Genomic DNA, 12,328 nt, shown 5'->3' on the forward strand with positions numbered 1-12,328 from the left:
TTCTCCCGTACAGTTTGTACCTCTTGACACTGTAGATCCACCTGGCAACGTTTCTCCTGCTCCTTCTCTAATCCTTCATATCGGTGAAGCCAGTATCGACTTCATTCCGGCTTTGACCCCATGCTTTTGCGCGAAGTGATTCACGCGCTTACTTCACCATGCTGACCTTTCCAAGCAATCAGCGTGTGTTCTTGCTTGTGGTTCCACCGATCTGCGCAAGTCGATCGACGGACTTGCTGCCATCGTTCAGGAAAGCTTTGGTCTGAATCCGTTCTCCTCCGGCTTATTCGTATTCTGTAACCGGGCATGCAACAAGCTCAAAATTCTATATTGGGATCACAATGGGTTCTGGCTTTACTATCGCCGCCTAGAACGTGGCAGATTTCAATGGCCTACAGGCAAGGAAGAAGTAGTAGCCATTTCCAGCAGGGAGCTTCGCTGGCTGCTGGATGGTCTTTCACTTAGCCAGCGGCAAGCCCATCCCAAGGTTCATGCTGTTACCGTCATTTAGACACATCTTTGTAATCATTTCGTCATAGGCACTTACAGGGATTGGTTTTTTTCAATCTAATGAGTAAAGTATGGAAAAACATGCAGATACGCCAACCATCGAATCCCTACAACAACAAATCATCGAACGATCGGCCAAGCTCAAATGGTACGAAGAGCAGTTCCGCTTAGTGCAGAAGAAGCGTTTCGGTGCTTCCAGCGAACAGACGCATCCGGATCAATTAGAACTCCCGTTGTTCAACGAAGCCGAAGTGAATGCAGCACCTGCTGGTGAAGAGCCGCGGTCTGAACAAATTATCTACGAGCGGCGCAAATCATCCGGCAAGCGAACAGAGGATCTCTCCAAGCTTCCAGTAGAAACAATCACCTATTCACTAGAGAAAGGCGAGCAAGTATGTGCGTGCTGCGGTGGGTTCCTTCACGAGATGAGTACAGAGACGCGCAATGATATTGCCGTTGTACCGCCACAAGTGAAGGTCATCCGTCACGTGCGAAATGTGTATGCCTGCCGTCATTGTGAACGTGAAGATATTGAAACCCCCATTGTCACAGCTGCGATGCCAAAACCTGTCTATCCGGGAAGCCTCGCATCACCGTCGAGCATGGCTTACGTTATGAGCCAGAAATACGTCGACAGCTTGCCGTTATACCGGCAAGAGCAGCATTTCGCGCGTCTTGGATACACGTTATCTCGTCAGACGATGGCGAATTGGATGATCTATGGTGCACAGAAATGGCTCATGCCATTGGTCTCCGTGATGAAAGCTTATCTGCTAAGGCAGGATGCGCTTCATGCAGATGAGACGACGCTGCAGGTGCTGCGTGAGCCTGGGAAGTCTGCTCAATCGTCCTCGTATTTGTGGTTGTATCGCACCCGACGCGGAGTAGCGCCGGCGGTCATCTACGATTACCAGAAGACACCTGGCGGCGAGCATCCACAAATCTTCTTATCCGGGTTCAAAGGTTACCTGCATGTCGATGGTTATGCGGACTATCATAAGGTTCCTGGACTCTTGTGGGATGCTGGACACATGCGCGGCGAAAATACGATGAAGCGTTGAAAGCAGCCCCGTCAGCGACGAGGGGTAACAAGGATTCGGTAGCTAGTCAAGGACTGGCTTACTGCAATGCTCTCTTCGCCATTGAGCGCGAGTTTAAGGATGCTTCGCCAGAAGAACGATATGCCGAGCGAAAGAAGCGAAGCCTTCCGATCCAGTAGGCTTATTCGGTATGGCTCAAGCAACAGCGCTCTCAAACACTGCCGAAGAGTCTGGTTGGAAAAGCGATTGCTTACAGCCTAATTCAGTGGGAGAAATGGACCGCCTTCCTGAATGATGGTCGGCTCGATATCGATAATAATCACAGTGAGCGCTCGATCAAGCCATTCGTAATCGGGAGAAAGAACTGGTTATTTGCGAATATGCCTCGCGGCGCGAAGGCCAGTGCGGTGATCTACAGCGTCATCGAGACGGCGAAGGAAAACGGACTTCTTCCATTTCAATATTTAAAGTACCTGTTCGAGCAGCTTCCGCAGCTTTCGGATTCACAAAATCCAGAGGCGCTCGAGCCTTATTTGCCATGGTCATCTATGCTTCCGATTACTTGTCGCGTGATAGGATAGGTATCGCAAAACCTTTGGTCTTAGATGGAGATGGAGCTAGCTGTACGTGATGGGACGCTTACCGTTATTTGAATTATCCTGCCCGTTAGCGTAGCGAAGGGCTGCCAATCACTTACTGAGTTTGTTTTTTCAGCTCTTAGCGTTGGAGCATGATTAAATACTAACATGGTCATTATATCGGTCAATTGTTGGACAGTTTTACAGTCAACGCTGCCAAACGTGATTACGTTGTCCTCTATCTATCATCTATTTTCTAAAAATAAGTATGATTGTTTAATAGGAAAAAATGAGAATTGCGACTATCTTCTGTTTTTTTGTAATGAGGAACGTCAAAAGAGGAGTGCGCGCTTTTGCACAGCTCCTCTTTTGAAACAGATGTAGCTATGGGAAAGTTCATTTTATATTAATGTTGATATAAATATTGAGCATATTGTAATGGCTGACTATAAACACTTCGATAATTTTTGTGTAATCCATCATATAGATTTTTTTGGGGCATCCCGTTAATTTCTAATATCCAAACATGCCCATCCTTATCCAATGCAAAATCCACGCTAAGTTCGCCCAAATGGTTGCTTGTATTTGCTTCTATTGTTTCTGCAGCCTTCAAAGCGATTTCGTATATAGTTTGGATAATCGCATCAGTCTTATTCGGCGGGTGCAGGCGATTAAGTAATTCTTCAGTTAAACAAACCGTTTCACAGATGCTTGTATTAAAGCAACCCTTATAAGCAATCCGACTAACGACATTTGTTACAGCCCATAAGCCTTTTTTATTTTTTTGTACGAGCGCTCGAATATCGAAATTTTGTTCGTTCAATTTCGACATATCGACACCTATCTGAATGATGTATGGAGTGGATCCGATAAGATTATGAATCTTCTCTTGCAACTTCAAAGGTTCTCTCTCAATTATTTCTGGAGTAAAATAATGGTGACAAATGTGAATATCCCCAGAATCCTTCATTTCCACACGGTACACATTATTCCCGTGATGACCGTTGCAAGGTTTAAAATATAAGGTTTTATGAATTTCTAATAGTCGTAAGGAGCTCTCTTTGTCGTACGGAATGGTTTCTGGTAAATAGCAAACAAGCAATTGGCTTAAATTCCTATAAATTTCGAGTTTGTTTAATTGATTGATATGATTGAAGCATTTATTTCTGCCAATCACTAGTTCCAAACGTTTGATCATCGTTTCATTTAAATTGTAACAACGATTATAAATAACTTGAGGGAGTGGAAATCTGCCTATCTCCCATCTTTGCTTCGAGAGATATAATCCGATTAAGCTCTTTCGTTTCCAGTTGATCGAAGATGGTGTGAAACAAATTAATTTTAAATTAGTGATATTGCATTTGAGATATTTTTTGAGAACATATTTCCTTTCATAGCTGTTGTTAACCATTATACCTACATATTCGTTTTTTTTGATCATTATTATCATCCTTTATCATGCAAAGTGAGTCATATATATCGTATGTCAATTAGATGAAAATGCATGGACGACAATACAATCAAATGAAAAGTATTGTGCTCATAGATAAATTCACTTTATCTGTTGGTCTGGAATCTCGTGATTGAGTCCAAATAGTTGTAATGATACATTTCGCCCTACCTAATTGCGATCATACTGAATAGCTTATTCGTATATCAAAAAAAGGAGTGTTATCGAATTATGGGTAGATTTATAGGCCCTCCAGGCCCGCCTGGACCTCAAGGACCACAAGGGCCTTCAGGAGTTCCAGGACCACAAGGGCCTTCAGGACCACCAGGAGTTCCAGGACCACCAGGACCAGAATTTAGTGTTTGTGATTGTTGTGTTACTCCAATGCAGAATATTTTAGAACAATTAATTGGTGTGACCGTTATTCTTTCTACTGTTGCAGACGTACCTAATGTGCCACCTTTATTATTTTTAGTCACCATCAATGAAGTGAATGATTTTTTGGTTACGGTAACAGACGAAGCGACTAACACAACCTCTATAGTAAGCATTGCAGATGTGATTGGAGTCCTTTTTTTACCTGGTCCTGAAATCGAATTGGATACTCCTATGAATTTCCCAGGCGAATGTGATTGTCGTGAAAGACCACTTAGAGAGTTATTTGATACACTTATTAATACAACAGTTAATTTTCGGAGCAGTAATGGCTCAATGGCGGAAAATTTTAACGTAGAAAGAACGGGACTTGGAATTGTTTTTGGACAATTGGATATTGGAGGAGGTACAGTAGTAAATGCAGCTATTTCATTATGCCAAATTACACAGGTGAATCCATAATAGTCACTAGTACCACTAAAATAAATAGAGCTAAGTTTACTGTATTATGAAGAAGGTTTCCCTCTCTAAGGCTTGTTCAGCCTAGAGCTTCCTGAGCTTCTCATAGTCTTTTTCCAAGAGTCCTTTCATACCATTTTAGAACGAGTTCTATCAACGTAAGCGTCAAATAACCCTCATCTTGATAACAAGGTGTGGGCTATTTGACGCTTACAGAGCTTTAATTTTACAGCGTAGGGAAAATGCTTTACACTTTCCAAGGAGTTTTTAGGAGGATGTAAATTCGAACTCTGTCCCGGGTTTCGGCTCCTTTTTATGAGTTAGTAAAGTATCTTCACTGCCTCAGGCGTAAAGGGGATCAATTCGGCTGCACGGCCGTCGCGGATCTTGTTTACCCACGCAGGATCAACCAATAATGCCCGACCAACGGCTACCAGATCAAATTCTTCACGTTCAAGCTTTTCGATTAACCCGTCAATCTTGAAATTACCCGCTCCTTTTCCTTCGGCAAAGAGACTCGTAAAATCACTATCCAGGCCAACCGATCCAACCGTAATCGTCGGTCTCCCTGTCAGCTTTTTAATCCATCCGGCAAGATTCAGATCAGAGCCTTCAAACTCAGGCTCCCAAAAACGGCGGGTTGAGCAATGGAAAATATCAACGCCCGCATCAGCCAAAGGCGTCAAGAACTGTTGCAGTAGAGCTGGCGTTTCAGCCAATTTCGCTGTGTAGTCATTGGGCTTCCATTGCGAGATACGCAGCACGATTGGGAATTCCGGTCCGACGGCACGACGACAAGCTTCGATAACTTCCAATGCAAAGCGGGTGCGCGCAAGCATGTCCCCGCCATAGCTGTCAGTCCGCGGGTTGGTTTTCTCCCAGAAGAATTGGTCGATCAAATATCCATGTGCACCGTGGAGCTCGATGCCGTCGAAGCCAAGCCGTTTTGCTTCGAATGCTGCCTGTGCGAAGGCTTGAACGATTGAGGCGATTTCGGATTCCGAATAATCGCCTACATTTCCTCGTGCTCCCATATGCCAAATCTGCGGTATGATCCGTCCGCCTACCTCGTGTACCGCAGACACTACGCTTGACCAACCGTTCAATGCAGCTTCACCATAGAAGTGTGGTACGTTGGCTTGATTTGACGAATCGGGATGATTGATCACCGTACCTTCTGTCACGATAAGTCCAACACCGTTTTCAGCCCTTCGGCGGTAATAGGCAGCAACATCCTGACCTGGTACTCCGTCCGGGGAAAATGTTCGGGTCATCGGTGCCATCACGATACGATTAGGCAGGGTCAAATTCCCGAAAGCGAATGGTTTGAATAAGGCTTGAACGGATTGAGTATTATTCATAATAACCTCCAATTTTTTTTATAATATTTAGATACTATTCCGCAACAAATGATCATTTAAAAGTATTACAGCCTTTTTTTTGACTATGCAGTCAAAAAGTTCGTAAAAAAAGATCAAGGTTCTAGCATCGCAAAAGACGTACGTAAGACTGTGTCGATCCGTTCCCGGGTCGCACCTGACTTTTCCAGGATTTTCGCACCGAGAAGAGCGTTGTTTAGATAAGCTGCAAGCTCTTTGCTGGTATGCCGGGTCGTAATGAACTGCTGCTCCTGACCGTTACGGATTACCTTCTCAAGTATTTGTTCAACCTTGGCGAACATCATCTCTATTTCGCGGTTTACTTCGTCGTCGCAGGCTCCGAATTCCAGTGTGGAATTTACCATCAGACATCCTCTACGAATTGTTTCGTTGCCTTGACATAACGTAGCATCACGTATGGCCTCCAGCTTTTTCAAGGGGGGCATTTCCTGCGATGCCAGTTCTTCCAGCATGGATATACTCTGTTCGCGATACAGCGCCAACGACTTTAAAAACAAGTCTCGCTTATCTTCAAATACGCAATACAAACTTTGCTTCTTAACCCGCGTCGTACGGGTCAAATCCTCAAAGGAAGTCGACTTAAAGCCTTTTGTCCAGAACACTTCCATAGACTGGTGCAATGCACGATCGACATCAAATTCTCTTGGTCTGCTCATATAATCAAGATATCAAATTCTTGACTACGAAGTCAAGAAATCATTCCGATGCCCCTTAATCTCCCCGATACTTATATTCGTTTTAACGATGCAAGTCACAATTGACGGCATTGCAAGAAGAGACAACTCCGTATTCGAAGTCGCCCCCTCACAATTGGGAAATATGGTTTCTCATCGTTGCGGCAATCCTATTTCAGAGCTCCTATTTGCAAGTATTTACGCCTTCACCGGCTTGATGCTGCCCCCGTTCCGAATCGTTATTCCACGATCCGATAATTCGGCTTCGCGCGGTTAAAGTCGGGATTCTCTCCGCTGACCATCAGTCCCATTCCCCAATCGAAATGTACGTTCTCTGTCGGTATATCTGCCGCATCGCGGTATTGGAACAAGACGTTCCTTCGCGTTCGTTCGCTGCGATTGACATCAGAACCGTGAATCGTCAAGTAGTTGAAGAAAAGCACGTCCCCTGCCTTCGCCGGGCAAGGCATGCCCATCGAAATGGGATATTCCTTGTGGTTCAGGTAATACGCGCCGACATGAGGACGCGGCCCATCCTTATGCGACCCGGGAATGACGCATAGGCAGCCGTTTTCTATGTCCGAGTCATCCAGATGCACACTTGCGGCCAACATGGAATGATCCCGATGCGGAAAGTAAGGATAATCTTGATGCATTGGGAAAGCTGCGCCATTGGCAGGCGGTTTGACCAGCATTTTTGAATGATGAAGCTGCACGTTGGGACCGATCAACTCATTTAACACTTCTACCATCTTAGGATGGGTGGCTGCGCGGGTGAAGGCCGCGTCATGGTAGTGCACGTCGTGGAATCCTTTCAGCACCAACTTCTTCAACTGCTCCGGCTCCAAATAATCGCCTTGCCATGCATGATTGGCGTCCGCGTTCGCCCGCGCCGCCCTTTGAATGATGCGCTCCACAGACTCCCTCAGCTCCGCTACCTCGCTTTGCGTGAAGACTCCCTTCGCCAAATAATACCCGTGTTCTTTGTAAAAATGCATATTTTCCTTGCTCATCTCGCTTTTCAGCTCCTTCAAATGAATAGGATGCAATCTACCCTCATTATAGATACCATATAGCTATATCGTATTTGCAATCAGAGGACGTTTTTTTGCATCAATCAGCCAAAGGAGAATGGAGCGCATGATTCAATGGAACAAAAGCGAGGAAAGGCTGAACCGGCAAGCGGGCTTGCTGCAGGGCGAACGATTAACTTTTCATGTACATTACTGGGGAGTCGTGCAGCACTTGCAAGCTAATCAGGTGCACAAACATTCCTTCTACGAAATTTGTTACGTTGACGGCGGAAAAGGAGTGTACGAAGAACGCGGACGTAGCTACCCACTCTATGAGGGTACCTTGTTCTGCTCACGGCCCGGTATTTCCCATCAGATTAGGGATGTGGGCGAGCTGAATTTGTTCTTCGTGGCGTTCGAACCGGATGAGAAGTTTTCGGATGCCGACGAATTGCTCGCTTATATGGACGTCTTGAACGAAGGAAACATCTGGCACGACGGCCAAGCGTTATCCCCTGCCGTGCAGATCTGGAAGTCTCTGCTTGTCCCTAGGGACATATCCAGGGCAATACCTGATGCCGTCCTTCCCCAACTGGCAAGCGGACTCCTTGAATCTTTTCCTGTCATGTTCGGTACCGATCGGAAAACAGCAAGCCAACCGGTGCGTATGGCAGCCACATCGCTCATCCGGCGCGCAAAGCAATACATACGGGATAATCTCGACGGCAGTCTGACTTTGCCGGAGGTCGCCCGTCAGCTCAATATTTCCGAAAGGCATCTGTCGAGGCTGTTCTCATCCCACATCCTTGAATCCTATACGGATGTCGTGAAGAACGAGCGTATTCGCGCCGCGGAACGGCTGCTGCTCCGAACCCGGCTTCCAATCAAGGAAATCGCCGAACAGGTCGGTTTTTCTTCCGTCCATTATTTCACCCGAATTTTCTCCAAGGCTAAGGGCACGCCACCTGCAGCTTACAGGGAAGCGAATGCAGAGCGTACCTTTTCAGGGGACTAGTTATCATCAAGCGGTCATCGAAGCCTTCCCATGCCAGTCATCTTCTCCACATCCGTGACAGAGAAAGGGCTTACCCTTAAGCATTGTTCATGCTTTGGGCCAGCCCCTTGTAAATCTACCAAGTCTCTATAAGTAGCGATTATTTATAATAGGATGTAGTTAGCGGTACAAAAATACCCGTATCGTCATTATAGTTATCGATTGAATAAAACACGGTAACTTCATTTAGACCTGCGATATTAGCTTCGATTGTTTTCAATCCGTCATCAATCGTTACTGTTTCTTCTTTTAACAACCTTGAATTGCCGTCTTTAATCCTAATTTTTACATCAGCCCCAATGGCAGCCACTTGTAAATAGAGGGTTTGGAACTTTTTCTCGGGTTCTAGTGTAAAATTAGAACCTGAGCCCCCCATCTCCTTGAGCACTTCTATATAGTCCTTGTTTTTGTACTGCGTCATGTTAGGATCTTTAGTGGAACGATAAAAGACTTGATTTGCATTAATAGGAGTGCCGTCAACTTTTTCGCCGAATAAAACAGTACTCGTTGCAGCCTCGTAATCAACAGCCACATTCAAGGAATTTGCAATGGCTCTAGCAGGTAAGTACGTCGTTCCTTTGAAGGTGATAGGAGTAACCACATTCCCATTTACGTCTAACAATTGTACTTGTTTCCCATGAACTTTAACCTTAATGTCATTATTCAAATACGCTTTGATTTCCTGTAAGTTAGCACCTGCATACACACCTGCGCTAACACTGAGAAGCATCGCCCCTCCAATAATAGAAGCTACGACCGTTTTTTTCAAAATAATTTCCCTCCTACTTTTATTCAACAATTTTAAAGTCACTTTACAATGGTACCATGTTTTGCCTTGAATTGGTAATAAAATATAAAAATTTTCCAACATCACAAATTCGATTGCTGCAGGTCATCTTGGAGCTTGGTACGGACATAATATGAAAAATACTCTGGTCTATTTTGCACTTTTTGCAAGCTCCCAATAGACTTATAATGGAATTAATTCATTTTGGGCAATCGAGGTGTCCCTTGGACGAAAATTTTACGACGTGGACGGAATACTTCATCGTAAACAAACAGAGCTTAAAGCCGATCTATTGGGATGATCCATACAAGTTGGACCCTCAGGAGTACGCTACCATCGCCCGTTCCATACAGCAGTTCCAAATCGGGGAAAGCTCTGAAGGCAAGTATTTAATTGAAATTCCAATCCGACGCTTTGAGGCAGTTCGCCAGGAAACGATCGAAAGGCATCAACCGTCTCATCCGCTTTAGCCGTCTCTTCCTGCTATCCGGAACGCTGACCGTCGTATGGTTTTATCACGGGAAGGTATTCCGCGCGGGAGGTTACAGCCTGAAGGCGTTTATAAAAGAGGCCTTGTCGGAGCATGATCGCTCGGAGCGGATTATAGAGCATCGTACGCATCGGCCCTATTAATTATTTGTCCTGTTTCGCTTCCCTTACAAGCTTTATTTTTCTTTTTTCCAACCTTCATTTAACCATTCGTACAATTCAGATGACTTTGCACGTATCTTGGTTGAATTATTGCTTAAACGATTTCACCTTTTACGCCCCTGCTTCGATTGGTTGCTTTATTTGCACACTACACCAGTATTCAGGAACACACACATTATTCTAATAAGAATAACGGTTTTGAGAAATACTTTTTATGGATAACAGGAGGTGAACAATAAAATGAGCACTAAAACCAAACCCGATAAAAACAACCCAAAGAGTAGCCCGTCACGGTCTAACAACCCGAACGATCAAGGAAAAAGCAGATTGCAAAATAATTCGAAGTAAGGCTGACATGCCCAGTTAAATGTTAGGAAAACATCACCTAACCCGGTCTACATGACCGGGTTTTTATTGTCCAAGGTCACTGCGAATTCAAGATGCGGTACATCTGGGCAAGCGAATGGCAGATTCGCTTCTGAATCGCCACCGATCGGAAGTATCCGCCATGCGAGCCGAGAGGCGTCCAGGACATCAGGCCGGGGTTGCTAACTTCGACATCTTCGGAGACGACCTTGTTATAAGACTCACTTAACGGTTTGAGCGGATAAGCGATGACGTCGTCTTTATCGTAGAAGTTGACCCATTCGCCGACGCGCTGGTGCCGGAATTTCAAGGCTGGTACGGTTACGGGCTTGCCAAAATCGTCATATCGGAGCGTCCATAACGCAATGGGACTGCCCATCGTGAACAAATGGGAGAGTGTCTCTCCCTTCTCGAGCGGAGAGTTGCCGTGCGCGATGATAGACTGGATGCGGGGAGGGAGCTTACGGTTCTGCAGATCGTAGAGATAGTTGCTGATGACTACCGTTCCGAGACTGTGGCCGATTAGGCATAGCGGAGCGGTCGCGCCGGCACGGCTTGCCAGACTTTGGAGCTTGCGCGCCACGCGCTCGTGAATTTCCGTATATATGAATTCTTGAGGATGAGGGTTATCCGCGCAGGGAATCGGCTGATAGGCGATTGCATCTCCGGCGAAGCTGATCATGAAGCCGCGGGCGTCGATCCAATCGTCCCAACGGAGCTTATATGGCGCCAGCTTGCACAGCAGCTTCTCCTCGATCCGCTCGGTAATATCGCCCCAATAGATCCCTTCCGTCACCAGCTCGATCTCGGGGCATATCAAAGACAACCGCTCGGCCAGCGCCAAAGCTAGTTCCTCGTGAAAATCCGACTCCTGTCTGCCGATTCCGTGAATAATCCCGACCGCGATCTTCATTGTTCTCCCCCCTCGACAACATGCAATACGGTTACCATTCAGCATATGCCGAGAGTGGGCGAACTCTTCTATTCGTCTTGACTAAAATAAACTAAATAAGGAGCCGAGTCGCAAATAAGCAAGCTTACTCGCGAAATGGCTCTATGAAATAAAAGAGAAAATGGCCTAGCTCATTGACTTATTCTCAAAGCTTCGCCTCCCTTCTTTGTAAGGTCAAGTTTTTTAGGAATTGTTCATTGGAGCCGGCTGACTAAGGTGGTTTACCAGTGCAGGCATGTGATCTATACTCCGGGTGAAAAACAAAAAAGCTTGATTTCTCAAGCTTTCGCCAATTCAGCTATGTCCTCGCTCTTTGTCGATAGACATCGGTTTCATTTATTTTCTCATCGAATATCCTAATCATCTAATCCCTTTCCGCTCAGAATATGCGGCAAATATTTTTCAACCCTTGACTCTCGGGTTTTGGATTGTTTGGGTGAAGTAAAATGAAGAATGTACGCTCTTTGCCGTCCCGGCGTCAATGCTTCAAAAGCCGTTTTCAAGTCGGGGATTTCTACGAATTTATTTTGTAATTCTTCAGGAATTATGTATTCCGTATTCTGTTTATAGTTCACTTGCAAACCGGATTTTTCAACTTCAATGGCTTCATCGATATATGATTTCAAGATAAGCTGCATCTCGTCTATTTCTTGAACATCGGTGAACCGAATCTGGCGCGCCGCCTGCACATTCTCCGTTTGTTGGATTAGGATACCATGGGGATCTTTTAACAAGGCGCCTTTGTGAAACAGAAGCGCGCAGTATTCCTTAAATCCATGAATTAAAACAATATTTTTACCCTGATACGTGTAACAAGGATGCATCCACTTAAACTCTTCGGTCAACTTGCAGTCAAGAACGATATTTCTCAACAGCTCGAATTCTTCCTTCCACTTTATTAACTTGCTAAAATATGGATCAATCTTTGGATTCCGTTGGCCTTTTGTCATTTAGGAGCACCTCTATTCAATCTTTTTTCAGTCCGCTGCAGTGAGGATTGGTCATCCACAATGATATCG

10 protein-coding genes and 2 pseudogenes are annotated in these 12,328 nt (G+C 45.3%); 5 read left to right on the plus strand and 7 right to left on the minus strand.

Annotation, left to right across the window (positions count from 1 at the left end; genetic code table 11):
- Positions 1-196: 196 nt before the first annotated feature.
- A pseudogene (gene tnpB / locus J2T14_RS31060) lies at positions 197-511 on the plus strand (IS66 family insertion sequence element accessory protein TnpB); the annotation flags it as partial.
- Positions 512-581: 70 nt separating this feature from the next.
- Positions 582-2,131, plus strand: a pseudogene (gene tnpC / locus J2T14_RS30225) (IS66 family transposase).
- A gap of 403 nt (positions 2,132-2,534) precedes the next feature.
- On the opposite strand, the gene J2T14_RS30230 reads toward tnpC, so the two are convergent.
- A complete protein-coding gene (locus J2T14_RS30230; protein WP_307476855.1) occupies positions 2,535-3,569 on the minus strand; it encodes a YheC/YheD family endospore coat-associated protein in 1,035 nt (344 codons plus the stop codon).
- Between the two features lie 240 nt (positions 3,570-3,809).
- Here J2T14_RS30230 and J2T14_RS30235 point away from each other — a divergent pair, with 240 nt between their 5' ends.
- Complete coding sequence (locus J2T14_RS30235; RefSeq protein WP_307476857.1) at positions 3,810-4,415, plus strand: hypothetical protein; 606 nt, start codon at positions 3,810-3,812, stop codon at positions 4,413-4,415.
- Between the two features lie 317 nt (positions 4,416-4,732).
- Here the strand turns inward: J2T14_RS30235 and J2T14_RS30240 are convergent, their stop codons facing one another.
- The 3 genes from J2T14_RS30240 to J2T14_RS30250 all read right to left on the minus strand — a co-directional run bounded on the left by J2T14_RS30240 (position 4,733) and on the right by J2T14_RS30250 (position 7,499).
- Positions 4,733-5,773: an NADH:flavin oxidoreductase gene (locus J2T14_RS30240; RefSeq protein ID WP_307476859.1), complete on the minus strand. Its 1,041-nt coding sequence runs from the start codon at positions 5,771-5,773 to the stop codon at positions 4,733-4,735.
- Between the two features lie 113 nt (positions 5,774-5,886).
- On the minus strand, positions 5,887-6,468 hold the full coding sequence (locus J2T14_RS30245; protein ID WP_307476861.1) for a TetR/AcrR family transcriptional regulator: 582 nt from the start codon (positions 6,466-6,468) through the stop codon (positions 5,887-5,889).
- Between the two features lie 257 nt (positions 6,469-6,725).
- Entirely contained in the window at positions 6,726-7,499 is a 774-nt protein-coding gene (locus J2T14_RS30250) for a phytanoyl-CoA dioxygenase family protein (RefSeq protein ID WP_307476863.1), read from the minus strand.
- A gap of 127 nt (positions 7,500-7,626) precedes the next feature.
- Between J2T14_RS30250 and J2T14_RS30255 the strand changes: the two genes are divergently transcribed.
- Positions 7,627-8,514: an AraC family transcriptional regulator gene (locus J2T14_RS30255; RefSeq protein ID WP_307476865.1), complete on the plus strand. Its 888-nt coding sequence runs from the start codon at positions 7,627-7,629 to the stop codon at positions 8,512-8,514.
- Positions 8,515-8,653: 139 nt separating this feature from the next.
- On the opposite strand, the gene J2T14_RS30260 is transcribed toward J2T14_RS30255, so the two are convergent.
- Positions 8,654-9,322 (minus strand): stalk domain-containing protein, encoded by a 669-nt coding sequence (locus J2T14_RS30260; protein WP_307476867.1) that lies wholly within the window; start codon positions 9,320-9,322, stop codon positions 8,654-8,656.
- A gap of 411 nt (positions 9,323-9,733) precedes the next feature.
- On the opposite strand from J2T14_RS30260, the gene J2T14_RS30265 reads away from it, so the two are divergent.
- Positions 9,734-9,973, plus strand: a complete 240-nt coding sequence (locus tag J2T14_RS30265) for a hypothetical protein (RefSeq protein WP_307476869.1) — start codon at positions 9,734-9,736, stop codon at positions 9,971-9,973.
- A 442-nt stretch (positions 9,974-10,415) separates the two neighbouring features.
- Here the strand turns inward: J2T14_RS30265 and J2T14_RS30270 are convergent, their stop codons facing one another.
- Together J2T14_RS30270 and J2T14_RS30275 are read right to left on the minus strand one after the other, a co-directional pair.
- Complete coding sequence (locus tag J2T14_RS30270; RefSeq protein ID WP_307476872.1) at positions 10,416-11,270, minus strand: chemotaxis protein; 855 nt, start codon at positions 11,268-11,270, stop codon at positions 10,416-10,418.
- A 395-nt stretch (positions 11,271-11,665) separates the two neighbouring features.
- A complete protein-coding gene (locus tag J2T14_RS30275; RefSeq protein ID WP_307476874.1) occupies positions 11,666-12,259 on the minus strand; it encodes a YdeI/OmpD-associated family protein in 594 nt (197 codons plus the stop codon).
- Positions 12,260-12,328: the final 69 nt, after the last annotated feature.

This window comes from Paenibacillus harenae, from assembly GCF_030812415.1.
Taxonomy (GTDB): Bacteria; Bacillota; Bacilli; order Paenibacillales; family Paenibacillaceae; genus Pristimantibacillus; species Pristimantibacillus harenae_A.

What these genes read in the sequence shown, in the direction of transcription:
- J2T14_RS30230 (WP_307476855.1), bottom strand. Translation starts at nt 3,569, where the DNA reads ATGATCAAAAAAAACGAATATGTAGGTATAATGGTTAACAACAGCTAT.
- J2T14_RS30240 (WP_307476859.1), bottom strand. Translation starts at nt 5,773, where the DNA reads ATGAATAATACTCAATCCGTTCAAGCCTTATTCAAACCATTCGCTTTC.
- J2T14_RS30250 (WP_307476863.1), bottom strand. Translation starts at nt 7,499, where the DNA reads ATGAGCAAGGAAAATATGCATTTTTACAAAGAACACGGGTATTATTTG.
- J2T14_RS30255 (WP_307476865.1), top strand. Translation starts at nt 7,627, where the DNA reads ATGATTCAATGGAACAAAAGCGAGGAAAGGCTGAACCGGCAAGCGGGC.
- J2T14_RS30275 (WP_307476874.1), bottom strand. Translation starts at nt 12,259, where the DNA reads ATGACAAAAGGCCAACGGAATCCAAAGATTGATCCATATTTTAGCAAG.
- J2T14_RS30235 (WP_307476857.1), top strand. Translation starts at nt 3,810, where the DNA reads ATGGGTAGATTTATAGGCCCTCCAGGCCCGCCTGGACCTCAAGGACCA.
- J2T14_RS30245 (WP_307476861.1), bottom strand. Translation starts at nt 6,468, where the DNA reads ATGAGCAGACCAAGAGAATTTGATGTCGATCGTGCATTGCACCAGTCT.
- J2T14_RS30270 (WP_307476872.1), bottom strand. Translation starts at nt 11,270, where the DNA reads ATGAAGATCGCGGTCGGGATTATTCACGGAATCGGCAGACAGGAGTCG.